Origin of the sequence: Roseicyclus persicicus, from assembly GCF_012395815.1 — a bacterium.
GTDB classification, from domain to species: Bacteria; Pseudomonadota; Alphaproteobacteria; order Rhodobacterales; family Rhodobacteraceae; genus Roseicyclus; species Roseicyclus persicicus.
Window position 1 is genome coordinate 204,847 of the sequence record NZ_JAAZQQ010000007.1, and the last position, 24,546, is coordinate 229,392.

General features: G+C 70.6%; 19 protein-coding genes and 1 tRNA gene. 9 read left to right on the top strand and 11 right to left on the bottom strand.

All coding sequences use genetic code 11. The features are described from left to right. Positions 1-150: 150 nt before the first annotated feature. From sciP to recG, 4 genes are all read left to right on the top strand, one after another. Positions 151-426, top strand: coding sequence for a CtrA inhibitor SciP (gene sciP, locus HCU73_RS17925; protein ID WP_168624856.1), 276 nt, complete (start codon positions 151-153; stop codon positions 424-426). A gap of 96 nt (positions 427-522) precedes the next feature. After that, positions 523-1,236, top strand: a complete 714-nt coding sequence (gene ctrA, locus HCU73_RS17930) for a response regulator transcription factor CtrA (RefSeq protein ID WP_168624857.1) — start codon at positions 523-525, stop codon at positions 1,234-1,236. Between the two features lie 94 nt (positions 1,237-1,330). Next, positions 1,331-3,514 (top strand): NAD-dependent DNA ligase LigA, encoded by a 2,184-nt coding sequence (gene ligA / locus HCU73_RS17935; protein ID WP_168624858.1) that lies wholly within the window; start codon positions 1,331-1,333, stop codon positions 3,512-3,514. After that, positions 3,507-5,615 carry an ATP-dependent DNA helicase RecG gene (gene recG / locus HCU73_RS17940; protein WP_168624859.1) on the top strand — a complete coding sequence of 703 codons (2,109 nt, stop codon included), beginning with the start codon at positions 3,507-3,509 and terminating at the stop codon, positions 5,613-5,615. Before ligA ends, recG begins: the two co-directional genes overlap by 8 nt. 388 nt (positions 5,616-6,003) lie before the next feature. Here recG and HCU73_RS17945 read toward each other — a convergent pair whose 3' ends face one another. Beyond that, positions 6,004-6,456 carry an iron-sulfur cluster assembly scaffold protein gene (locus HCU73_RS17945; RefSeq protein ID WP_168624860.1) on the bottom strand — a complete coding sequence of 151 codons (453 nt, stop codon included), beginning with the start codon at positions 6,454-6,456 and terminating at the stop codon, positions 6,004-6,006. Positions 6,457-6,522: 66 nt separating this feature from the next. Here HCU73_RS17945 and hisI point away from each other — a divergent pair, with 66 nt between their 5' ends. Continuing rightward, positions 6,523-6,882 carry a phosphoribosyl-AMP cyclohydrolase gene (gene hisI / locus HCU73_RS17950; protein ID WP_168624861.1) on the top strand — a complete coding sequence of 120 codons (360 nt, stop codon included), beginning with the start codon at positions 6,523-6,525 and terminating at the stop codon, positions 6,880-6,882. A gap of 40 nt (positions 6,883-6,922) precedes the next feature. On the opposite strand, the gene gluQRS is transcribed toward hisI, so the two are convergent. From gluQRS to gyrA, 4 genes are all read right to left on the bottom strand, one after another. Beyond that, entirely contained in the window at positions 6,923-7,768 is an 846-nt protein-coding gene (gene gluQRS / locus HCU73_RS17955; protein WP_168624862.1) for a tRNA glutamyl-Q(34) synthetase GluQRS, read from the bottom strand. A gap of 45 nt (positions 7,769-7,813) precedes the next feature. Further along, positions 7,814-9,172 carry a methylenetetrahydrofolate--tRNA-(uracil(54)-C(5))-methyltransferase (FADH(2)-oxidizing) TrmFO gene (gene trmFO / locus HCU73_RS17960; protein ID WP_168624863.1) on the bottom strand — a complete coding sequence of 453 codons (1,359 nt, stop codon included), beginning with the start codon at positions 9,170-9,172 and terminating at the stop codon, positions 7,814-7,816. An 85-nt stretch (positions 9,173-9,257) separates the two neighbouring features. Next, positions 9,258-9,914: a hypothetical protein gene (locus HCU73_RS17965; protein ID WP_168624864.1), complete on the bottom strand. Its 657-nt coding sequence runs from the start codon at positions 9,912-9,914 to the stop codon at positions 9,258-9,260. Between the two features lie 188 nt (positions 9,915-10,102). Next, a complete protein-coding gene (gene gyrA / locus HCU73_RS17970; RefSeq protein WP_338052136.1) occupies positions 10,103-12,844 on the bottom strand; it encodes a DNA gyrase subunit A in 2,742 nt (913 codons plus the stop codon). Between the two features lie 196 nt (positions 12,845-13,040). On the opposite strand from gyrA, the gene HCU73_RS17975 reads away from it, so the two are divergent. Then, entirely contained in the window at positions 13,041-13,310 is a 270-nt protein-coding gene (locus tag HCU73_RS17975; RefSeq protein WP_168624865.1) for an usg protein, read from the top strand. Here the strand turns inward: HCU73_RS17975 and HCU73_RS17980 are convergent. Together HCU73_RS17980 and rocF are read right to left on the bottom strand one after the other, a co-directional pair. Continuing rightward, positions 13,297-14,373, bottom strand: coding sequence for an ornithine cyclodeaminase (locus HCU73_RS17980; RefSeq protein WP_168624866.1), 1,077 nt, complete (start codon positions 14,371-14,373; stop codon positions 13,297-13,299). The two genes, HCU73_RS17975 and HCU73_RS17980, sit on opposite strands and share 14 nt — an antisense overlap. Positions 14,374-14,384: 11 nt before the next feature. Next, positions 14,385-15,314, bottom strand: coding sequence for an arginase (rocF, locus tag HCU73_RS17985; protein ID WP_168624867.1), 930 nt, complete (start codon positions 15,312-15,314; stop codon positions 14,385-14,387). Between the two features lie 121 nt (positions 15,315-15,435). On the opposite strand from rocF, the gene HCU73_RS17990 reads away from it, so the two are divergent. Then, a complete protein-coding gene (locus HCU73_RS17990; RefSeq protein ID WP_168624868.1) occupies positions 15,436-15,870 on the top strand; it encodes an Lrp/AsnC family transcriptional regulator in 435 nt (144 codons plus the stop codon). Here HCU73_RS17990 and HCU73_RS17995 read toward each other — a convergent pair. Continuing rightward, positions 15,867-16,337, bottom strand: coding sequence for a disulfide bond formation protein B (locus HCU73_RS17995; RefSeq protein ID WP_168624869.1), 471 nt, complete (start codon positions 16,335-16,337; stop codon positions 15,867-15,869). The two genes, HCU73_RS17990 and HCU73_RS17995, sit on opposite strands and share 4 nt — an antisense overlap. 7 nt (positions 16,338-16,344) lie before the next feature. Continuing rightward, the gene (locus HCU73_RS18000) at positions 16,345-16,959 is read right to left on the bottom strand and encodes an exopolysaccharide biosynthesis protein (RefSeq protein WP_168624870.1); all 615 of its coding nucleotides are present in this window, start codon (positions 16,957-16,959) and stop codon (positions 16,345-16,347) included. A gap of 183 nt (positions 16,960-17,142) precedes the next feature. Between HCU73_RS18000 and HCU73_RS18005 the strand changes: the two genes are divergently transcribed. Then, a tRNA-Leu gene (locus tag HCU73_RS18005) sits at positions 17,143-17,227 on the top strand. 743 nt (positions 17,228-17,970) lie between these two features. Beyond that, complete coding sequence (locus HCU73_RS18010) at positions 17,971-21,342, top strand: Hint domain-containing protein (RefSeq protein ID WP_168624871.1); 3,372 nt, start codon at positions 17,971-17,973, stop codon at positions 21,340-21,342. Between the two features lie 88 nt (positions 21,343-21,430). Here HCU73_RS18010 and HCU73_RS18015 read toward each other — a convergent pair whose 3' ends face one another. Continuing rightward, positions 21,431-22,015 carry a nucleotidyltransferase family protein gene (locus HCU73_RS18015; RefSeq protein ID WP_168624872.1) on the bottom strand — a complete coding sequence of 195 codons (585 nt, stop codon included), beginning with the start codon at positions 22,013-22,015 and terminating at the stop codon, positions 21,431-21,433. A 66-nt stretch (positions 22,016-22,081) separates the two neighbouring features. Then, on the bottom strand, positions 22,082-24,499 hold the full coding sequence (locus tag HCU73_RS18020) for a GcvT family protein (RefSeq protein WP_168624873.1): 2,418 nt from the start codon (positions 24,497-24,499) through the stop codon (positions 22,082-22,084). Between the last annotated feature and the right edge of the window lie 47 nt (positions 24,500-24,546).

Below are 24,546 nucleotides of genomic sequence, written 5' to 3' on the forward strand. Positions count from 1 at the left end.
GCCATGTCCTTGCAGGGGGCAGGAAAGACGGGGGTTTCCGGCGCAATATAGGAAAAACGCGCCTATCCACAACCGCCGCGGTTACCGCAAATTAAGCGAGGCAGGGCACCTGTGGTCGGACCAGACCGATCAGAGGAGACCGCTGAGGCCATGTATATCCGACGGATCCCGGGCCCCCCCTCAGTCACCCTGCCCGACGGGCGCAGCATGACCCGGGCCGACCTGCCGCCGCCCGGCACCTGCCGCTGGGTCGCCAGCCGCAAGGCCGCCGTGGTGCGGGCGGTCGAGGCGGGGCTGATCACCGCCGAAGAGGCCGTCGCCACCTGGGGCCTGTCGGACGAGGAACTGGCCGCCTGGCGCGAGGCGGTGGCCCAGCACGGGGTCGCGGCGCTGCGGGCGACCGCGCTGCAACGCTACCGGGCGTGACGGGCGCCATGGGGTTGAACCTGTCCGAAAGGGTAACTTGAAATTAACCATTGTGGCCGAATCTGGGCGGGCCATAGCGAGATTCGGAGATTTCAGATGCGTGTTCTGCTTGTCGAAGACGACCCCACGACGTCCCGCAGCATCGAGATGATGCTCAGACACGCGAACCTGAACGTCTACTCCACCGACCTCGGGGAGGAGGGGATCGACCTCGCCAAGCTCTACGACTACGACATCATCCTGCTCGACCTGAACCTGCCCGACATCCACGGCCACGACGTGCTGCGCCAGCTGCGCACGGCCCGGGTGAACACGCCGATCCTGATCCTGTCGGGCCTCGACGACCCCGAGACCAAGCTCAAGGGCTTCGGCTTCGGCGCCGACGACTACCTGACCAAGCCCTTCCACCGCGAGGAGCTGGTGGCGCGCATCCACGCCATCATCCGCCGCTCCAAGGGCCACGCCCAGTCGGTGATCCGCACCGGGCGCATCTCGGTCAACCTCGACGCCAAGACGGTCGACGTGGACGGGGTGACGGTCCACCTGACCGGCAAGGAATACCAGATGCTGGAGCTTCTCAGTCTGCGCAAGGGCACGACGCTGACAAAGGAAATGTTCCTCAACCACCTCTACGGCGGCATGGACGAGCCCGAGCTCAAGATCATCGACGTCTTCATCTGCAAGCTGCGCAAGAAGCTGTCGGTCGCCACCGGCGGCGACAACTACATCGAGACGGTCTGGGGCCGCGGCTACGTGCTGCGCGACCCGATGCCGGGGCAGGCGGCGATCGGCTATGCCGTGAACGGCTGAGCCGCGGCGCGCGCGGGCCGCGCGGCCGGGCTGGAAATTGCGCCCCGAGCCTCCTAAACCCAACGGGACGGGACCGGGCAGGGGGACAGGCACCATGGCGGAGGAGACCGAGCGCGCCGAGGCCGCCGTGGCGGCGCTCTCCGAGGCCGAGGCGGCGGCCCGGCTGGCCGAGCTCACCCGCCGGCTCGATGCCGCCAACCGCGCCTATTACCAGGACGACGCGCCTGATCTCTCCGACGCCGACTACGACGCGCTGAAGCGCGAGGCCGCCGCCATCGAGGCCCGCTTCCCCCATCTGGCGCACCCCGACAGCCCGACCGCCCAGGTCGGTGCCGCCCCCGCCGAGGGCTTCGGCAAGGTCACCCATGCCGAGCGGATGCTGTCGCTCGCCAACGCCTTCGACGCCGCCGACGTGGCCGATTTCGTCGCCGGCATCCGCCGCTACCTGAACCTGCCCGACGCGGCCCCGCTGGCCTTCACCGCCGAGCCCAAGATCGACGGCCTGTCGCTGTCGCTGCGCTACGAGGACGGGCGGCTGGTCAGCGCCGCCACCCGCGGCGACGGGGTGACGGGCGAGAACGTCACCGCCAACGCCCTGACGATCAAGGACATTCCCGCACGGCTGGAGGGCGCCCCCGCGGTTCTGGAGGTGCGCGGCGAGGTCTACATGCGCCACGCCGACTTCGCCGCGCTGAACGCGCAGCAGGCCGCGGCGGGCGACAAGACCTTCGCCAACCCGCGCAACGCGGCGGCGGGCTCGCTGCGCCAGCTCGACCCCGCGGTCACGCGCGCCCGCCCGCTCAGCTTCTTCGCCTATTCCTGGGGCGAGCTGTCCGCGCCGCTCGGCCGCAGCCAGGCCGAGGCCGTGGCGCGGCTTGCCGCGCTGGGCTTCCCGACCAACCCGCTGACGCGCCGCTGCGACAGCCTCGACGAGATGCTCGCGCATTACGCGGGCATCGAGGAGAGGCGCGCGACCCTCGGCTACGACATCGACGGCGTCGTCTACAAGGTCGACGACCTCGCGCTCCAGGCCCGCCTCGGCCTGCGCTCCACCACCCCCCGCTGGGCCATCGCGCACAAGTTCCCCGCCGAGCTCGCCTGGACCCGGCTCGAGGCGATCGACATCCAGGTCGGCCGCACCGGGGCGCTGAGCCCCGTCGCCCGCCTGACCCCCGTCACCGTCGGCGGCGTCGTCGTCTCCAACGCCACGCTCCACAACGAGGACTACATCGCCGGCCGCGACTCCCGCGGCCAGCCGATCCGGGGCGGCCGCGACATCCGCGTCGGCGACTGGGTGCAGGTCTACCGCGCCGGCGACGTGATCCCCAAGATCGCCGATGTCGACCTGTCGCGTCGGCCCGAGGGCGCCGCGCCCTTCGTCTTTCCCGTGACCTGCCCCGAATGCGGCTCGGACGCCGTGCGCGAGGAGGGCGACGCCGTGCGCCGCTGCACCGGCGGCCTGATCTGCCCCGCGCAGGCCGTTGAAAAGTTGAAGCATTTCGTCTCGCGCCAGGCCTTCGACATCGAGGGGCTGGGGTCGAAACAGGTCGAGGCCTTCTACGCCGACGGCTGGATCAGGGAACCCGCGGATATCTTTGACCTGGAACGGAATTACGGCACCGGGCTGCGCCAGCTGAAGAACCGCGAGGGCTGGGGCGAGAAATCCGCCCGCAACCTCTTCGACGCCATCGCCGAGCGCCGCCGCATCGGGCTCGGCCGGCTGATCTTCGCGCTCGGCATCCGCCACGTGGGCGAGGTCGCCGCGGCCGATCTCGCGCGGCATTTCGGCAGCTGGGCGGCCTTCATCGACACCGTCGACCGCGCCGCGCAGGAGCCCGCCGCCGCCGCCCCCGACGTGAGGGCGCGCAAGCCGCACTTGGCCGACAGCCCGGCCTGGTCCGAGATCACCGGCATCGACGGCATCGGCGAGGCGGTGGCCGTCGCGCTGACCACGACGCTGACGCAAGACGCCGAGCGCGCCTCGGTCGACCGGCTGGTGGCCCAGTTGCAGGTCGAGGCGCCGCCGGCCCGCGCGACGGCGGGCAGCCCGGTGGCCGGAAAGACCGTGGTCTTCACCGGCACGCTGGAAAAGATGACCCGCGCCGAGGCCAAGGCGCGGGCCGAGGCGCTGGGGGCCAAGGTGGCGGGCAGCGTGTCGGCCAAGACCGACCTGCTGGTCGCGGGGCCGGGCGCGGGGTCGAAGGCCAAGAAGGCGGCGGAGCTCGGGATCGAGACGATCGACGAGGACGGCTGGCTCGCCCTGATCGGCGATGGCTGAGGCGGGCCCGCAGACGGGGCGGCCGGACTACCTCTGGCCGCTCTTCGCCGGGCTCGAGGCGCTGGACGGGGTCGGGCCCAAGACCGCGAGGCATTACAAGGGCCTGGGCGTCGAGACGCCGAAGGACCTGGTGCTGACGCTGCCTGTGGGCGGCACCGACCGCAGCCGCCGCGCCTCGATCCGCGAGGTTGCGCTGCCGGGGATGGCGACGGTCGAGGTGACGGTGGGCCGCCACCGCCCGCCGACGGGCCGCGGCCGGCCCTACCGGATCGAGGTGGAGGACGCGCAGACCAGTTTCCAGCTCGTCTTCTTCCACGCCAAGGGCGATTACCTGTCGCGCATCCTGCCCACGGGCAGCCGCCGGGTGGTGTCGGGCAAGGTCGAGCTGTTCGACGGCATCGCGCAGATGCCGCACCCCGACCACATCCTGACGCCGGAGGAGGCGGGCGAGATCCCCGCCTTCGAACCGGTCTACCCGCTGTCGGCCGGCCTGACCCAGAAGGGGGTGCGCCGCGCGGTCCTGTCGGCGCTGGAGCGGGTGCCACACCTGGGCGAATGGATCGACCTGCCGCTGATGGACCAGAAGGGCTGGCCCGCCTGGCGTGCCGCGGTCGAGGCGGTACACGCGCCCGCCGGCCCCGCTGACCTCGCGCGCGGGGCACCGGCGCGCGAGCGGCTGGCCTTCGACGAGCTCTTCGCGCACCAGCTGACGCTGGCGCTGGCGCGCGCCTCGGCCCGGCGCGGCAAGGGGCGGGAGACGCGGGGCGACGGGCGGTTGCGGCAGCGCGTCCTCGACAGCCTGCCCTACCGCCCGACCGGCGCGCAGGCCCGAGCGGTGGCCGAGATCGCCGCGGACATGGCGGCGCCGACGCGGATGAACCGGCTCCTGCAGGGGGACGTGGGCGCGGGCAAGACGCTGGTCGCGCTCCTCGCGCTGCTCGTCGCGGTCGAGGCGGGCGGGCAGGGCGTGATGATGGCGCCGACCACGATCCTCGCCGGGCAGCACTACGCGAACCTGAAGCCGCTGGCCGAGGCGGCGGGCGTGGTGATCGAGATGCTGTCGGGCCAGGACAAGGGGGCGGAGCGCAAGGCCAAGCTCGCGGCGCTGAAGCGCGGCGACATCCACATCCTCGTCGGCACCCACGCGGTCTTTGTCGAGGACGTGGACTTCGCCGACCTGCGGCTGGCCATCGTGGACGAGCAGCACCGCTTCGGCGTGCGCCAGCGCATCGCACTGGGGGCCAAGGGGCAGGGGGCTGACGTGCTGGTGATGACCGCGACGCCGATCCCGCGCACCCTGAGCCTCGCCACCTACGGCGACATGGACGTGAGCGTGCTGGACGAGAAGCCGCCGGGCCGCACGCCGGTGCAGACGGCGCTGGTGTCCGCGGGGCGGATGGACGAGGTGGTGGATCACCTGCGCAAGGCCGTGGCCGAGGGGCGGCAGGCCTACTGGGTCTGCCCGCTGGTGGAGGAGAGCGAGAGCTTCGACGCGACGGCGGCCGAGGAGCGGTTCCGCCTGCTGCGCGCGGCGCTGGGCGAGGGGGTGGTGGGGCTGGTGCACGGGCAGCTGCCGCCCGAGGCCAAGACCGCCGCGATGGAGGCCTTCGCCCGCGGCGACACGCGGGTTCTGGTGGCCACCACCGTGATCGAGGTGGGCGTGGACGTGCCCAACGCCTCGATCATGGTGATCGAGCAGGCCGAGATCTTCGGCCTGGCGCAGCTGCACCAGCTGCGCGGGCGGGTCGGGCGCGGGGCGGCGGCCTCCACCTGCCTGCTGATGTACCGCCCGCCGCTGGGCGAGACGGCGCGGCGGCGGCTCATGGTGTTGCGCGACACCGAGGACGGGTTCCGCATCGCCGAGGAGGATCTGGCGATCCGCGGCGCCGGCGACCTGATCGGCACCGCGCAGTCGGGCCTGCCGCGGTTCCGCATCGCGGATCTCGAGGCGCAGACCGGGCTGATGGCGCTGGCGCAGTCGGCGGCGCGCACGCTCCTGACCCGGGACCCCACGCTGATGAGCCCGCAGGGGCAATCGGCGCGCGTGCTGCTGTGGCTGCTGGAACAGGACAAGGCGATACGGCTGATTTCGGCGGGATGACCCCTTTCGTTCGCAGATGTTCTCAAAAAGTTCTGGACAGATTGCCCGAAACATGAGAACAAAGCGTTAACACCGACGCAAGGGAGAGCCCGCCATGACCCGCATCGCCGATATCCTGACCCGCAGCCGTGACACGATCCTGGCCGACGCGGCGGGTGTCGTGGCGATCGCGGCCTTCACCTACGGGATGCTCTACCTGCCCGGCCTGATCTGACCCCTTTCTGCCTGCGGTCCGGCAGGGCCAGGGCGTGGTTTCTGTCCCCAACAGCCACGCCCCCGTTCTGTCCCGCCCGGTTTGCCTCCCGGGCCGGCCCTGCCGACGGACACGCTGACTGCCGCCGCCCTCCCCCCGGAGGTGCGGCGGTTTTTTTTCCTGGAACGACCGGGATCAGGCGCAGGCGGCGCGCTCGGCCTCCTGCATCGCCTCGGCGGTGGCCTCGAGGGCCAGCAGGATCGAGGCGTGGCGGTTGCGGTAGTCGCGGGCGGGCTCCAGCACCTCGAAGCCGTGGAAGGGGGCGCCGGGGGGCGGCGCGCCGTCCTTGAGCATGGCGCGGAGCTGGTCGCGGGCGGCCTCGATCTCGGCCCGCGTCCGGCCGATGATGTCGGCCCCCATCAGCGCCGCCGAGGCCTGCCCGAGCGCGCAGGCCTTCACGTCCTGGGCGAAGCGGGCGATGCGGCCGTCCTCCATGTCGAGGTCGACGGTCACCGTCGAGCCGCAGAGCGGCGCACGCTTGCGGATGCTCGCCTGCGGCGCCTCGAGCCGGCCGCGGTGCGGGATGTCCGCCGCGAGCGCGAGGATGCGCTGGGAGTAGAGCTTGATCAGGTCGCTGTCGCCGGACATCGCGTTTGCCTCTGGTTCCGTGCCCCTATAGGTAGCGGCCACGCCCGGTTTTGCAAAGAGGCCGCCATGCCCGGTTTCGACCCCGCCACGCTCCGCTACGACGCCAACGGCCTGATCCCCTGCATCGCGCAGGAGGCGGCGACGGGCGAGGTGCTGATGCTGGCCTGGATGAATGCGGATGCCGTGGCCCGCACGCTGGAGACGGGCCGCGTGACCTACTGGTCGCGGTCGCGCGCGGCCTTCTGGGTCAAGGGCGAGAGCTCGGGGCATGTGCAGGAGCTGGTCGAGCTCCGGCTCGACTGCGACCGCGATTGCCTGCTGGCGCTGGTGCGCCAGACCGGGCCGGCCTGCCACACCAACCGGCGGGTGTGTTTCTACACCGCGGTGCGGGACGGGCAGGAAGTCGAACTGATGTCGCCCGAGTGACCGGCCGGTCGCCGGCGTATTTTCGGAAAGATGAAGCCCGTCAGAGGCCGACCATGCGGCGGATGTCCTGCGGCGTGGCCCCTTCGGCGCGGTAGAGGCGGATGGCGCGCGCGTCGTCGCGCTTGGCCAGCCGTTTGCCGTGGTCGTCGCGGATCAGCCGGTGGTGGTGGTAGGTGGGCAGGGGGTGGCCGAGGAGGGAGGCGAGGACCGCCTGCAGCTGCGCGGCCTCGAACAGGTCCTCGCCGCGGATGACATGGGTGATGGCCTGCGCCGCGTCGTCGACCACGACCGACAGGTGGTAGGAGGCGCCCATGGCGGGGCGGGCGAGCACCGCGTCGCCGATGCCGTGTATCAGGTGATCGCGGGTGAGCGGGATGGCGCCGGCATGGGCGGGGCCGGTTTCGGTGAGGGTCGGCAGGTCTGCAAGCGTGTCGAGCGCGCGGGCCATGTCGAGGCGGATGGCGTCGCCCGGGCCGGCCTCGGCCATCGGGCGGCCGCGGCAGGTGCCGGGGTAGACGATGCCGTCGGGGCCGTGGGTCGCGCCCTCCTGCGGGGCGCTGGCGGCCTCGCGGATGTCGCGGCGGGAGCAGCGGCAGGGGTAGGTCAGGCCCATGGCGGAGAGGCGGTCGAGGGCGGCGCGGTAGGCGGGCAGGTGGTCGGACTGGCGGCGGGGGGCCGCGTCCCAGCTCAGGCCGAGCCAGGCGATATCCTCGAGGATCAGCGCCTCCCACTCGGGCCGCGCGCGGGTCTGGTCGATGTCGTCGATGCGGAGCAGGAAGGCGCCGCCGGCGGCGCGGGCCATGTCATGGGCGAGGATGGCGGAATAGGCATGGCCGAGATGCAGCGGACCCGTGGGGGACGGTGCGAACCGGGTGCGAAACGTCATGTCAGGCAAGAGGTTGCGGGGCGATCTTCACGCATCGCGCGAAGATCACGCCGCATCGGCGCGCTGCGGGGCCAGCCAGGCGGTCCAGGCGGCCTTGGCGCGGTCGGTGTAGGCCTTGTAGCGGTCGACGCGGCCCCGGCGGCCGGCGCGGAAACCTTCGACCGGGGGGAACAGGCCGAAGTTCACGTTCATCGGCTGGAAGGTCTTGGCCTCGGCGCCGCCGGTGATGTGGTGGACGAGCGCGCCCATCGCGGTCTCCTGCGGCACCGGCGGCAGGGAATGGCCCAGCACCTCGGCGGCGGCCAGCCGGCCGGCGAGCAGGCCCATGGCGGCGGATTCGACGTAGCCCTCGACCCCGGTGATCTGGCCGGCGAAGCGGATATGGGGCTTGGACCGCAGCCGCATCTGGCCGTCCAGCAGCGTGGGCGAGTTGATGAAGGTGTTGCGGTGGATGCCGCCCAGCCGCGCGAAGCTGGCGTCCTGCAACCCCGGAATCATCTTGAAAACAGCGGTTTGCGCGCCGTACTTCATCTTGGTCTGGAAGCCCACGATGTTGTAGAGCGTGCCGAGCGCGTTGTCGCGGCGGAGCTGGACGACGGCCCAGGGCTTGACGGTGGGGTTGTGCGGGTTGGTCAGGCCCACGGGCTTCATCGGCCCGTGGCGCAGCGTCTCGCGGCCGCGTTCGGCCATCACCTCGATCGGCAGGCAGCCGTCGAAATACTGCGCGGTCTCGCCCTCGTGGAACTCGGCCTTGTCGGCGGCGATGAGCGCGTCGATGAAGGTCTCGTACTCGTCGCGGGTCATCGGGCAGTTGATGTAGGCGCGCTGTTCCTCAAGCGTCTCGCCCTTGTCGTAGCGCGACTGTTCCCAGGCCACCGACATGTCGATGCTTTCGGCATAGACGATGGGGGCGATGGCGTCGAAGAAGGCCAGCGCGTCCTGCCCGGTCTCGGCGGCGATGGCCTGCGCGAGCGCGCCCGAGGTGAGGGGGCCGGTGGCGATGATGGCGGGGCCGGTGTCGGGCAGGCCGGTGATCTCGCCGGCGCGGATCTCGATGTTGGGGTGGGCGCGGAGCCGCGCGGTCACGGACTCGGCGAAGGGGTCGCGGTCGACGGCCAGCGCGCCGCCCGCGGGCAGGCGGTGGGCGTCGGCCATCGCCATGATCAACGATCCCGCCGCGCGCATTTCCCAGTGCAGGAGGCCCACGGCGTTCTGCTCGTCGTCGTCGGAGCGGAAGGAGTTGGAGCACACCATCTCGGCCAGGTGGCCGGTGCGGTGGGCGAAGGTGCCGACGGCGGGGCGCATCTCGTGCAGGACGACGCGGGCGCCGGCCTCGGCCGCCTGCCACGCCGCCTCGGAGCCGGCCATGCCGCCGCCGATGATCTGGATCACGCGGTCTGTCATGGCCCCGCAATAGCGGAAACGCGCCCCGCACCTCAAGGGCGGAACGCGTTTCTCTCGATCACCCTGGAGAGGGTGGCGGCTGCCGTCACGCCGGGGTTCCGGCGTCGTCGGCGAACAGGTTGTCGACCTCGTCGAGCGGGTCGATCACGGGCACCACGGCCGACGCGCCGTGGCGGCGCCGGCGGAGGGCGAAGATCGTGGCTTCCTCGCTCATGCGGCGCACGGGCTGGGCCTGGGCCTGCAGCGCGGCGAGGCCGACGGCGGGCATGGGGCGCAGCGGGCGGCGGGCCAGCGTGCCGATGGAAAAGCCGGGGATGCGCCGGGGCGCGACGTGGCGCTGGAGGCGGCGGCGCGGCTCGGCCCGCCCGGCGCGGTCGCTTGCGGGATAGGTCAGCAGGAGCGCGGCGATCAGGGCGAGGTCGCGCCAGAAGGCGCCAAGCTCGTCGCCGACGCCCAGCGACAGCATCGCCAGATAGCTGGCGTAGAAGGTCATCAGCGCCATCATCAGCGCGGCCAGCCGCACCGCGGTGCCCGCCATGATCAGGAAGGCGAGGATGAAGACGATGCCGGTGGCCAGCGCGCTGTCGAAGGGGGCGGGCAGGACCGGCGTGAACAGGAGCCCCAGGTCGGTGCCCGGGATCAGCTGCAGGGCGACGGCTAGGAAGTAGGACGCGATGAGAAGGCGCAGGATGGCCTGCGCCGCCGCGTTGACGCCGGTCGGTTGCGTGATGCCCTGTGCCATGCGGACGCCTCCTTGCCTGCGTTGCCCGGCGGCCCCGGCCCCGATGTCGGGGCCCCGGGGGGGATGCCGGCCTGAGGTCAGACTGCCGCCCATTTGCGGCCCGATTCCGGCAATTCCGGACAGGTTTCGGGGCGCCGTCGGGCGAAGGCGTGGCAATCGTGGCGGGATCGGGACAGGCGGGGGCCGCGTCAGCCCTCCGCCGCCTCGTCCTCGGCCTGGTCGGCGATCCAGGCGACCGACACCACCTCTTCGCCGGCGGCGGCGTTCAGCACCCGCACGCCCCCCGCCGAGCGCGAGCGGAACGAGATGCCGTCGACCGGCACCCGGATCGACTGGCCGGTGGAGGTGGCGAGCATCACCTGGTCGTCGAGATCGACCGGGAAGGCCGCGACCAGCGCGCCGCCGCGCATCGCCTTGTCCATCGCCATGACGCCCTGGCCGCCGCGGCCGCGCACCGGGTAGTCGTGCGAGGACGACAGCTTGCCCGACCCGCCGGCGGTGATGGTCAGGATCAGGTCCTCGGCGGCCGACATCTCGGCGTAGCGGTCGGGGGACAGCTGCCCCTCGGCGACCTGCACCTCGTCCTCGTCGGCCTCGATCTCCTCGTCCGGGGCGCCGGCCATCAGGCGGCGCTGCTTGAGGTAGGCGGCGCGTTCCTCGGGCGTGGCCTCGAAATGGCGGATCACGGCCATCGACACCACGCGGTCGCCGTCGGCCAGGCGGATGCCCCGCACGCCGGTCGAATCGCGGCCCTTGAACACGCGCACATCGGTGGTGGGGAAGCGGATCGCGCGGCCGGCCGCGGTGACCAGCATCACGTCGTCGGCCTCGGAGCAGATGCGGGCGTTGACCAGGCTGACCGAGCCGTCCTCGGGCAGGCGCATGGCGATCTTGCCGTTGCGCATGACGTTGGTGAAATCGGACAGCGCGTTGCGGCGCACCTCGCCCTCGGAGGTGGCAAAGACGATCTGCAGCTCGTCCCAGTGATCCTCGTCGCGGTCCACGGGCATGACGGCGGCGATGCCGGTGCCGGTCTCGATCGGCAGGATGTTGACCAGCGCCTTGCCACGGCTGGCGCGGCTGCCCTGCGGCAGGCGCCAGGTCTTGAGCTTGTAGACCATGCCGTCGGTGGTGAAGAACAGGAGCGGCGTGTGGGTGTTCGCCACGAAGAGCGAGGTCACCACGTCGTCTTCCTTCAGCGCGCCGCCCGACAGGCCCTTGCCGCCGCGCTTCTGGGCGCGGAACTCGCCGAGCGGCGTGCGCTTGATGTAGCCGCCCTGGGTGATGGTGACGACCATGTCCTCGCGCTCGATGAGGTCCTCGTCCTCCATGTCGCCGGACCAGTCGGTGATCTCGGTGCGGCGGGGGACGGCGAATTTCTCGCGCACCTCGGCCAGTTCGGCCGAGATGATCGACAGGATGCGCTCGCGGCTCCCGAGGATGGCGAGGTAGTCCTTGATCTTGGTGGCGAGGTCTTCCAGCTCGTCGGTGACCTCCTTCACGCCCAGCTGCGTCAGGCGCTGGAGGCGCAAATCGAGGATGGCGCGGGCCTGGGTTTCCGACAGGTTGTAGGTGCCGTCCTCGTTCGCGGTGTGCGTCGGGTCGTCGATCAGCTTGATGAAGGGCAGGATTTCCGCGGCGGGCCAGCGGCGCGTCATCAGCTTTTCGCGGGCTTCCGCCGCGTCGGCCGAGGCGCGGATGGTACGCACCACCTCGTCGACGTTCGACACGGCCACGGCGAGGCCGCAAAGGACGTGCGCCCGGTCGCGCGCCTTGCGCAGCTCGAACGCGGTGCGGCGGGCAACCACCTCCTCGCGGAAGTCGAGGAAGGCGGTGAGGAAGCCGCGCAGCGTCAGCTGCTCGGGCCGGCCGCCGTTCAAGGCCAGCATGTTGCAGCCGAAGGAGGTCTGCATCTGGGTGAAGCGGAACAGCTGGTTCAGCACCACCTCGGGCGTGGCGTCGCGCTTCAGCTCGATCACCACGCGCACGCCGATGCGGTCACTTTCGTCCGCGACGCCCGAAATGCCCTCGAGCTTCTTCTCGCGCACCAGGTCCGCGATGCGCTCGATCATGGACGCCTTGTTCACCTGGTAGGGGATCTCGTCGACCACGATGGCGAAGCGGTCCTTGCGGATCTCCTCGACGTGGGTCTTGGCGCGGATGATGACCGACCCGCGCCCCTCCAGATACGCCTTGCGCGCGCCGGAGCGGCCGAGGATCAGGCCGCCGGTCGGGAAATCGGGCGCGGGGATGTATTCGATCAGCTGTTCCGAGCTGAGGTCGGGGTTGGCGATCAGGGCCTGGCAGGCGTCGATCACCTCGCCCAGGTTGTGGGGCGGGATGTTGGTCGCCATGCCCACCGCGATGCCGCCCGCGCCGTTGACCAGCATGTTCGGGAAGCGCGCGGGCAGGACGGTCGGTTCCTGCTGCTTGCCGTCGTAGTTGTCCTGGAAATCGACGGTGTCCTTGTCGATGTCGGCCAGGATGTAGGCGGCCGGCGGGGCCATGCGGACCTCGGTGTAGCGCATGGCCGCGGGGTTGTCGCCGTCCATGGAGCCGAAGTTGCCCTGGCCGTCCAGCAGGGGCAGCGACATGGAGAAGGGCTGCGCCATGCGGACCAGCGCGTCGTAGATCGCGCTGTCGCCGTGGGGGTGGTACTGGCCCATCACGTCGCCCACGGGGCGGGCGGACTTGCGGTAGGGCTTGTCGTGGGTGTTGTTGGTCTCGTGCATCGCGAAGAGGATGCGCCGGTGCACCGGCTTCAGCCCGTCGCGCAGGTCGGGGATGGCGCGGGAGATGATCACCGACATGGCGTAGTCGATGAAGGAGGTCTTCATCTCGGCCGCGATGTCGATGGACGGGCCGGCATGGGGCATCCGCGCGGGGCCCATATCTTCTTCGTTTTCAGGGGTTTCCGGGGTGTCGCTCACTGGGGCCGCCTGTCTCGCGCGTTGCGTCTATATCTTGTTGCGGCGCAGTATAGGCCCGCCGGATATGGGGTGCAATGCCAAGGGGCGCCGGTCCTTGGCAGCCACCCGAAACGACTGCCAACAAATTGTTTTCATTGATTTTTAATTGCGGCGTGGCAGGCTGGATCCGTGGAGGAGGCAACACCAGAGGTGCCCCATGGCAAGGACCGAGACCGAGCTGATGCTCAAGGGCTACGGGCTGACCACCGCCGAGATGGTCTACCGCATGCCCGATTACCGCAACGTGCTGAACACCTTCGTCTGGCAGGACTACGACCTCGCGCCGGATTACCCGCGGCTGTTCGGCTTCATCGAGTACTGGCAGAAGGCCATCGAGGGGCCGCTGCATTCGGTGCGCTTCGTGCACCGCAAGCTGATCGCGCCGGGCGAATGGCGCAACGTGACGGGGGAATTCACGCTGCACTGACCGGGCGGCCGGGCGCGCGCGCGCGCTGCAGCATCCCGTAGAGGTCGCGCGGATCGTCGGGGTCGGCCAGCAGGTCGAGCCGGTCGTAAAGCCCGGTCTCCTGCAGCTTGGCGCGGATGTAGCGCAGCGCCGCGAAATCCTCGACGGCGAAGCCCACGCTGTCGAAGAGCGTCACCGCGGCCGCGTCGCGCCGGCCGGGGGCCGCGCCGGTGATGACCTGCCACAGCTCGATCACCGGGTGGTCGGCGGGCAGCTGCTGGATCTCGCCCTCGACGCGGGTCTGGGGCGGGTATTCCACGAAGATGTCCGACCGCAGCAGGATGTCGCGGTGCAGTTCGGTCTTGCCGGGGCAGTCACCGCCGATGGCGTTCAGGTGCACGCCCGCGCCGACCATGTTGTCGGTCAGGATCGTGGCGGCCTGCTTGTCGGCGGTGCAGGTGGTGATGATCTGCGCGCCCTCGACCGCGGCCTCGGCGCTGGCGCAGGGGACGAGGGTCAGGCCCGAGCCCGCGAGGTTGCGCATCGCCTTGTCGGTCGCGGCGCGGTCGATGTCCCACAGCCGCACCGTGTCGATGCCGCAGACCGCGCGGAAGGCGAGGCACTGGAATTCGGCCTGCGCGCCGTTGCCGATCATCGCCATGACGCGCGCGCCCTGCGGCGCCAGGTGCCGGGCGGCCATGGCGGAGGTCGCGGCGGTGCGCAGCGCCGTCAGCATCGTCATTTCCGACAGGAGCATCGGGTAGCCGGTGTCGACGTCGGCAAGCAGCCCGAAGGCGGTGACGGTCTGCAACCCCTCGCGCGTGTTCTTGGGGTGGCCGTTCACGTATTTGAACGCGTAGTGGATGCCGTCCGAGGTCGGCATCAGCTCGATCACCCCGTCGGGCGAATGGGCGGCGACGCGGGGCGTCTTGTCGAAGGCGGGCCAGCGGCGGAACTCGGCCTCGATGGCGTCGGTCAGCTCGACCAGCATGGTCTCGAGGCCGACCGCATGGATCAGCTCCATCATCGTGGCGACCGAGACGAAGGGCACATAGGCGCGGTCGGAGGGGGCGGGGAGGGTCATGGCGGGCTCCGTCAGGCGGCGAAACTGCGGGTGGGGCGGTCGAACACGGTGCGGCCGAGAAGCGAGGCCGTCAGGTCGACCATCAGCGAGGCGGTGCGCCCGCGCTCGTCGAGGAAGGGGTTCAGCTCCACGAGGTCGAGCGAGGTGACGAGGCCCGAATCGTGCAGCATCTCCATCACCAGGTGCGCCTCGCGGAAGGTCGCGCCGCCGGGGACGGTGGTGCCGACGGCGGGCGCGATGGCGGGGTCGAGGAAATCGACGTCGAGCGACACGTGCAGCAGGCCGTTCGCCGCCGCGACGCGGGCGAGGAAGGCGCGCAGCGGCACCGCGATGCCGGTCTCGTCGATGGCGCGCATGTCCTGCGCGTCGAAGGGCGCGGCGGCCAGCGCCCGGCGCTCGGCCGGATCGACCGACCGCAGGCCGAGGTAGCAGACATGGGCCTCGGGGATGGGCGCGGGCAGGGGCGGGAAGGCGTCGAAGCCGGGCCGCCCGGTCAGGTAGGCGACGGGCGTGCCGTGCAGGTGGCCCGAGGCGGTGGTCTCGGGCGTGTGCATGTCGGCGTGGGCGTCGAGCCACAGGACGAACTGCGGCCGGCCGAGCGCCGCGGCATGGGCCGCGACGCCCGAGACGGTGCCGAGCGACAGGGCGTGGTCGCCGCCGAGAAAGATCGGAAAGCCCTGGGCGATGGCGTCGCGCGCCGCCGCGGACAGCGCCTCGGTCCAGGCGACGGTCTCGGGCAGGGCGTGGACGACCGGGTTGCCGCAGGTCGCGGGGCGCAGCGGCGCAGGCGCCACGTCGCCAAGGTCGCGCACCGGGCGGCCGAGGCTTTCCAGCGCCGCGGCGATCCCCGCGACGCGATAGGCGGCGGGGCCCATCAGGCAGCCGCGGGTGCGCTTGCCGCTGTCCACGGGGGCGCCGAGAAGGAGGCAGGGCTGGGGCATGGCGGGTCTTTCCTCTGCGCGTGTGCCGCGAGTGATGCCCGCCGATCCGGGTTGACGGGAAGGCCCCAGAGTGATCGAAATGCGCGAGGAATGATCGAAACGGCGGGCAAGGCTGCGCAGGATGGACGAAACCGACCAGAAGCTGCTGGCGGCGCTGAAGCGCGACGGGCGCGCGCCCCTGTCGGACCTCGCGGCGCTCCTCGGGCTGTCGCGGGCGACGGTGCGGGCGCGGCTCGAGAAACTTCAGGCGGCCGGCGTGATCCGGGGCTTCACGGTGGAAACCGCGCAGGACGTGGCCGAGGCGCCGGTGCGGGGCCTGATGATGCTGTCGATCTCGGGGCCGGGGGCGGAGCGGGTGATGCTGCGCCTGACCGGCCACCCGGCGGTGCGGCAGGTGCATTCCACCAACGGCAAGTGGGACCTGATCGTGGAACTGGGCACCGCCACGCTGGAGGATCTCGACCGGGTGCTGTTCGAGATCCGGCGCCTCGACGGGGTGGAGACCTCGGAGACGAGCCTGCTCCTGAACACCCGCAAGGGCGCGCCGCGGCGTTAGGCGGTGCGCGACCGCGCGGCGGCGACCCAGATGCCGGCCAGCACCAGGCAGACGATCCCGTTCCACGACGCCATCGACAGGCCCAGCATCGACCAGGCCACCTCGGTGCAGAGCACGATCTCGGCGCCCTGCGTGGGGTCGAGCAGCGCGCTGACGTCCATCGACCCGATGTCCTCGCCGCCGCCGGTGCAGGTGAGGTTCAGCGTCCACCATGCGCGCTCGACCCCCGTGTGCAGGAGCGCGATGCCGGCATTCACCACCATCGACAGCGCCCCCGCCCAGGCCACCAGCGCGTGCGGCACCGCCGCGCCCAGCGCGCCCAGCGCGATGGCGGCCGCGTGCGGCCAGCGCTGCCACAGGCACATGGCGCAGGGCGCGAGCCCGCCGATGTACTGGAACCCGAAGGCCCCCAGCAGCATCGCCAGCGACCCCAGCCCCGCCAGTGCGATCAGATGCTTGCGTTCCATATGTTCCTCACAGTCCAATCCACGCCCGGAGCAGGCTGACCAAGGTGGCGCCCGCGAGCAGCAGCGTGCCGATCCAGGCCAGGCCCAGGATCGTGCCGACGACCACCAGGATGCCGTCGCGCTGCAGCAGGCCCATCGCCACGATCACCACGGCGATGCCCGGCACCGTGTTGGTGCCCGGCAGCGGCACCAGGATCGAGGCGCTGAACACCACCAGCGCGACCCCCACCAGCTGATCCAGCGGGCGCCGCGTCAGCGCGGCCAGCCGCGGGCGGCTGACCGCCTCGATCCGCCGGAGCCACGGCTCGGCCCGCTGCGCCAGCCCCGCGAGGCTGGATGTCGCGACCTGCCGCGCGCCAAGCCTGCCCGGCAGCCATGGCGTGCCCCGGCCCAGCAGGATCTGCCCCGAGACGAACATCAGCGGCAGGGCGACGATCTGCGGCACGCCGTAGAGAAACGGGATGCAGCAGGGCAGCGCCAGCACCAGCAGGAAGAGGCCGAAGGCGCGCTCGTTCAGCTGCGCGAGGATCCAGTCGAGCGTGACCGAGTCGCCCTCCGCGTCCTGGGCCAACAGGTGCAGCCGTTGCGAAATCGTGAATGGCTCGTCGCCGGATGCCGTCATCGGCGCGTCTCCTCGTGGGGTCCCGGCGCGGGCGCGGCACCTCGAATCGCCGGCATCGGTAGCAAACCGGAGCCTGGCTCACCAGCGCCGAGCGGACCGGGGCCCGACACGATCCCGCCAGCGGGCCGCGGCAAGGATTCGGGCTGGACGCGATGGGGCGACTTCGGTATCGCCTCGAGCGTTGCCCGAGTGGCGGAATTGGTAGACGCAGCGGATTCAAAATCCGCCGCCGCAAGGCTTGCCGGTTCGAGCCCGGCCTCGGGTACCACCCTCTCCGCAAGTTCCCACCCCCGCCTCGCCGCGCGATTCGCCGCGGCCGATCTCGATCTGGCGACAAATCGGGCAAGCCGCCGGTTTTGTTGACGGGCCCCGTGCGGCGGGATTGCGGCGAAACCGGGGCGGACGGGACATACTGTTTCCGGGACGGAACAGGTTGATCGTCGCCAGGTTGCGAACAATGACCCGGGTTCCCCCAGGGCGGGTTTCGCGCCCGGCGGCGGGAATCCGCCCAAAACCTTAATCATTTGTTAACGGAACCGGCGCGGACGGCGGCCGTGCCCGCGTTGCGCCGGGCGAAACGATCTGCCTTGGATGTGGACGGAAATGGACCGGAATGGGGCCGCCGCCGCCACATTCGTGACGTCTTTCCGAAAGATTTCGCTTTCTGGAACGGCCCTGTTCCGGGTATCCAGATGGCAGCCCGACTGGGGGGCGATGTCTGCATAGGCCACGGGGGCGGCCGCACGAAAACGTATCCGCGGAAGCGGGGCGAAAGGTGCGCCGTAGGTCGTCGTCGTTCGACGTCTCACGCCGCATTCCGGCCGTGCCGGTCAAGGGGAACGCCCTGCTGCGTCCGCCCTGGCCGCGCCAGCACATGCCTCAGCCCGGATCCGTCTCCGTGCGGACCGCCCTCGGGGTCGCAGGGTCGCCTGCTTGTTCGAAGTAAACCGATGTTGCCCGTCTTGACGGGGCGAGCCGGGGGTTCCGCCCGGCAAAAGGAGCGTGAGACAGATGGCGATCACTATCACTGCAGCGGGAACCGTCTGCGTCGTTCCCGGCGAGACCTACATCATCGCTCCGACCCTCAAGGGCGAAGTGAAGTTCGAGGCGAACCCGCATGACCCGGCGCCGGTGGACTTCAACATCGTCCTGGCCGAAAGCCCCACGCACAGCAGCGACGTCAAGCTCAAGATCTACAGCGACGACGACCTGAGCCCGCATGTCACGGTGGCCGACGGCTACAACGGCCCCAAGACCGAGTTCGACTTCAAGAAGGCCGCCGATACCGAGTTTGACATCGGCGACGGCGTGGTGTTCGAGAAGTTCGAGGTGTCCGAGGACGGCAAGGATGTCGTCACCGTCGGCGCCTTCGACCGGATGGAGCTGAAGCAGCTGGGCTACCTCGAGCTGGACGGCAACGGCTCGGACGACCTGAAGCCGGCCGACGAGCTGCGGCTCGACGTCAGCTGGCTGACGCCCGCCGAGCTGGCGGCGCTGGAGGCGGAGCTCGTGAAGGAGGGCTTCGTGACCGACGGCGCCGGCACCTGGACGGCGGCCGACGACGATGACCGGGATGTGGAGGTCAAGCTCGACCTCGACGGCGACGGCCACAAGGACTTCGAGCTCAAGCTGCACAACTGGGAAAAGATCGTCCTCGGCGACGGCACCACCCCCGACTACATCGTCGAGGGCACCTCGGGCGACGACCTGATCGACGCGGCCTACACCGGCGACCCCGAGGGCGACAGCATCGACGCCGGCGACAACCTCGCGGGCAACGACGACGACCTGGTCGACGCGGGCTCGGGCGACGACACCGTTTTCGCGGGCAACGGCAACGACACCGTCTATGCCGGCGGCGGCAACGACAGCGTGTCCGGCGATGCCGGCAACGACGTGATCTACGGCGACCAGTCGCTGGGCGAGGCCGACGGCAACGGCGCCGTGCGCGAAAGCTTCGAGTGGGATCTGGCACCCGATCCGAACGGGCCGGCCCCGATCGACAACGGCGACAAGATCACCGGCTTCACCCAGAACACCGGGTCGGTCGACGTGACCTTCTCGATCGTGTCCAGCTCGACCGGCGTGCAGCACGAGTTCGAGAACACCGACCAGAACGTGACCGGCATCAACAGCGGCACCGAGACGATCGACGACAACTCGTCCTTCTCCAGCGAGACCGGCGGCAATGGCCGGCTGGCGACCTACCAGCTCGACTTCAAGACGCCGGGCACCAGCAACGCCTCGCCGGTCGAGAACGTGTCGTTCCGCATCAACGACATCGACGGCAGCGGCTTTGTCCGGGTCTTCGCCTATGACGCCGCGGGCAACCCGATCGAGGTGGAGCTGACGGCGGGCGCCAACCTCACGCTCAGCAACAGCGACGCCGTTCCGGGCGCCGACACCGCGGCCTCGAAGGGCGGCTACCTGCCGGACAACTCGGCCGAATACTCGGTCCTCGTCAGCATCCCCGGCCCGGTCGCGAAGATCGTGATCCAGCACGGCCAGAACGGCCCGAACAACTCGGGCATCAACGTCACCGACGTGTTCTTCGACGTGCCCGCCGTGCTCGACGGCCCCGGCAACGACACGCTGTCGGGCGGCGACGGCGACGACCTGATCTACGGCGAGGGCGGCGACGACTCGCTGCTGGGCGGCGCCGGCAAGGACACGCTGGACGGCGGCACCGGCAACGACACGCTGTCGGGCGGCACCGGCGACGACGTGCTGCTGGGCGGCGACGGCAACGACGTGCTGAACGGCAACGACGGCAACGACAGCCTCGATGGCGGCACCGGCAACGACTCGCTCAGCGGGGGCAACGGCAACGACACCCTCAAGGGCGGGGCGGGCCAGGACACGCTGGCCGGCGGCGCGGGCAACGACGTCATGGACGGCGGCGCGGGCAACGACACCCTCACCGGCGGGTCGGGCAACGACTCGATCACCGATCTCGAGGGCGACAACCTGATCGTCTCGGGCGGCGAGGGCCTGCCGGACCTGGGCTTCCCCTTCATCGGCAGCCCCGATCCGAACCCGAACGACGACCGCGACACGGTCACCACCGGGGCCGGCAACGACACCATCTCGACGGGTGACGACGACGACGTGATCAACGCCGGCGACGGCAACAACGTGGTCGACGGCGGCTATGACCGCGACAGCATCACCACCGGCTCGGGCAACGACTCGATCATCGGCGGCGAAGGCAACGACACGATCTCGTCCGGTGCCGGCGACGACACCATCTACGGCGGCGAGAACGAGCCGCTCGTCAACCTGATCGACAACAACGTCAACCCGGCCAACAACGACCCGATCCTGAACAATGGCGACGACCTGATCGACGCCGGCGACGGCAACGACCTGGTCTTCGGCGAGGATGACAACGACACCATCTTCGGCGGCGCCGGCAACGACACGCTGGACGGCGGCATCGACGACGACGTGATCGACGGCGGCAGCGGCGATGACCTGATCATCGGCGGCCAGGGCGCCGACAGCCTGTCGGGCGGCACCGGCAACGACACCTTCGTGATCGGCGACTTCACCGATCCGATCTTCGGCGATGTCTACAAGGAAGGCATCGGCGACACCATCCTCGGTGGCGAGGATCCCGACGACGGCGACATCGACGTGCTGGACCTGTCCGGCGCCGGCCCGCTCAAGATCATCTACGACGATGCGCTGGATCCGGGCGGCGAGCCGGGCGAGTCGGGCAAGGTGATCTTCTACACCGACGCCAGCCAGACCACGATCGCGGGCGAGCTGATCTTCAAGGAGATCGAGAACGTCATCCCCTGCTTCACCCCCGGCACGCTGATCGCGACGCCGAAGGGCGAGGTCCCGGTGGAAAGCCTGCGCGAGGGCGACCGCGTCGTCACCCGCGACAACGGCATCCAGGAGATCCGCTGGGTCGGCAGCCGCACGCTGAACCGCGAGGAGCTGGCCAAGGCGCCGAACCTCCGGCCGATCCTGATCAAGGCCGGCAGCCTCGGCCACGGCCTGCCCGAGCGCGACATGGTGGTCTCGCCGCAGCACCGGATGCTGATCGCGGGCGACCGGACCCAGCTCTACTTCGACGAGAGCGAGGTCCTGGTGGCGGCCAAGCACCTGGTCAACGCGGGCACGATCCAGACGCTGGAGACGCTGCGCACGACCTACATCCACTTCATGTTCGACCGCCACGAGGTGGTTCTGTCGAACGGCGCCTGGACCGAGAGCTTCCAGCCCGGCGACCAGACGCTGGGGACGATGGGCAACGAGGTGCGGGACGAGATCCTGGCGCTGTTCCCGGATCTCGCCACCAGGGAGGGGATCGCCGACTACGCCGCCGCGCGCCGCTCGCTCAAGGCGCACGAGGCCCGGCTTCTGCAACTCTGAGCCGCGGACCGGCCCGGCGGCGCCGGGGTCGGACGGCATGGACAAGGACGGGGCGGCCAGAACGGCCGCCCTTTTCCGTTCCCGGGGGTCAGCCGCCGCGGCGCGCGCGCCAGGCCGCCCAGTCCTCGGGCGTGTCGAGGTCGACCGCCGCGCGGTCGCCCTGCAGCGGCAGGAGCGCGACGCGCGCCGCCTCGCGCTTCAGGATGTCCCGCGCGCCCGCGTCGCCGGTCAGCTGCGCCAGCTCGGGCACCAGGTCGGCGGGGAACAGCACCGGGTTGCCGGGCCGCCCGTCCTGCGTCGCCGCGCGCAGGATGGTGCCGGGGGATTGCGCGCCGAGCGACAGCATCAGGTAGAGGTCCTGCGCGGTGATCTCGGGCATGTCGGCCAGCGCGACGAGGACGGGGCCGGCCAGACCCGCGACGCCCGCGCGGATCGAGGCGGCCATGCCGTCGGTGCCGGTCGCCTCCACGATCTCCACCGCCAGCCCGTCGAGCGCCGCGCGGCGGGCGTCCTGCGCGGGGCCGAGCACGACGCGGACGGGCACGCCCGCCTTGGTCGCGCGGCGGGCCATGAGGCGCAGGAGCGGCTCGCCGCCCATGTCCTCCAGCAGCTTGTCGCGGCCCTTCATGCGGGAGGAGGAACCGGCGGCGAGAAGGAGGAGGGTGGCGGTCATGGACGCATCAGGGCAGGGGGAAGGGGGATGGGTCAAGGTGCGCCTTTACGGCGCGCCGTCCGTGGGTCACGCCCGCATCCGCGGATCGTCCCAGAGCGGCGCCGTGACCACCCGCGCGGGTCGGCGTTCGCCCAGGATCTCGATCTCCACCTCCAGCCCGTCCACCACCCGGTCGGCGGGCAGGAAGCCCATCGCCGCCGACTGCCCGGTCCAGTGCGAATAGCCGCCCGAGGTGCAGAACCCCGCGACCGTGCCGTCGAGCCAGATCGGCTCCCACGCCACCACGTCGGCCTCGGCCGCGTCGACCACGAAGCTGGCCAGACGACGCGCGGGCCCGGCGGCCTTTGCCGCCAGCGCGGCCTGCTTGCCGATCCAGTCGGCGGGCTTGTTCCAGCGGATGAAGCGGTCGAGCCCGGTCTCGGCCGGCGTGTAGTCGGGCGAGAACTCGCGCCCCCAGGACCCGAACCAGCGGTCAAGCCGCAGCGACATCATCGCCCGCATCCCGAAGGGTTTCAGCCCCAGGTCCTGCCCCGCCGGCCAGAGCGTGTCCCACAGGTGCCGCACGCTCATGTGGTCGGTGAAGATCTCGTAGCCCAGGTCGCCCGTGTAGCTGACCCGCTGCACGAGGCAATTGGCCATGCCCACGGTCATGGGCCGGACATCCATGAAGCGGAACGCCTCGGTGCTGACATCGCTGCGGGTGACCCGCGACAACAGCTCTCGCGCCTGCGGCCCCGCGATCTGGAAGCCCGACCGTGCGTCCGAGATGTTCTCGACCCGCACGCCGTCCTCGGCGTTCTGCTCGAACCAGCGCATGTGCCAGCCCTGCGCGCCGTAGCTGGCGGTCAGCTGGAACTCGGTCTCGGACAGGCAGGAGACGGTGAAATCCCCGATGATCTTGCCCGACGGCGCCAGCATCGGCGTCAGCGACATCCGCCCGGGCTTGGGGATCGCGCCGGCCATGATCCGGTCGAGCCAGGCCCGCGCCCGCGGCCCGGTCACGCGGTACTTGCCGAAGTTCTGCACCTCGTTGATGCCGACGCCCGTGCGCACCGCCATCACCTCGGCCTTGGTCGCCGCCCAGGCGTTCGAGCGGCGGAAGCTCGGCTCCTCGTAGCGGGGTTCATCGGGCAGGGCGTGGTAGTTCACCACCTCCAGCCCGTATTGCTGCCCCCAGACCGCGTTCATGCCGTCGAACACCTCGTACATCGGCGTGGTGCGGAAGGGGCGGGCGGCCGGGCGTTCCTCGTTGGGGTAACTCACCGAGAACCGCATCTGGTAGTTCTCGATCACCTTGGGCACGGTGTAGCCGGGCGAGGTCCAGCTGCCGAAGCGCGCCACGTCGAAGCCGCGCGGGTCGCGCTCCACCTCGCCCTCGATCATCCATTGCGCGAGCGCCAGCCCCATGCCGCCGCCCTGGCTGAAGCCCGCCATGACGGCGCAGGCCGACCAGTAGTTGCGCAGCCCCGGCACCGGCCCGATCAGCGGGTTGCCGTCGGGGGCGAAGGTGAAGGGGCCGTGGATCACGCGCTTGACGCCGCTGCGCTCCAGCACGGGGAACCGGCGGTAGGCGAAATTGACCGAATCCTCGATCTTGTCGAACTGCTCGTTCAACAGCTCGTGGCCGAAATTCCAGGGCGTGCCGTCCACCGCCCAGGGCTCGCAGGGCTTCTCGTAGAAGCCGATGCAAAGGCCGCGGCCCTCCTGCCTGAGATAGCTTTCGCCGCCGGGGTCCATCACGTGCGGGAACTCGCGGCCGGATTTCAGGATCTCCATGATCTCGGGGATGTCGTCGGTCACCAGGTACTGGTGCGCCATCGGCAGGAGCTGCAGGTAGACGCCCGCCATCGCGCCCACCTCGCGCGCCCACAATCCGGCGGCGTTCACCAGGTGCTCGCACCGGATCGTGCCCTTCTCGGTCACCACCTCCCAGCCCTCCGCGGTGGGCCGGGTCTCCAGCACGCGGTTGTGCAGCACGATCTCGGCCCCGCCCATCTTGGCCGCCCGCGCATAGGCGTGGGTCGTGCCCGAGGGGTCGAGGTGCCCGTCGAGCGGGTCGTAGAGCGCGCCGAGGATGCCGTCGAGGTTGACCATCCCGTCGGTCAGCTTGTGGATTTCCTCGGGCCCGAGGATTTCCGTGTCCAGCCCCATGTAGCGGTGCTTGGCGCGCTCGGCCTTGAGCATCTCGAACCGCGCCGGGTTGTCGGCCAGCGTGATGCCGCCGACATGGTGCAGCCCGCACGACATGCCGGTGATCGCCTCCAGCTCCTTGTAGAGCCGTATGGTATAGCCCTGCAGCGCCGCCATGTTGGTGTCGCCGTTCAGCGTGTGAAAGCCCCCCGCCGCGTGCCAGGTGGAGCCCGAGGTCAGCTCGGACCGCTCGATCAGCATGACGTCCGACCAGCCCAGCTTGGTCAGGTGATAGGCGACCGAGCAGCCGACGACGCCGCCGCCGATGATGCAGACGCGGGTGGTGGTTTTCATGGGGGACCTCCGGTAGACACGGGGCACACCGTGGCGCGGCCCCGCAC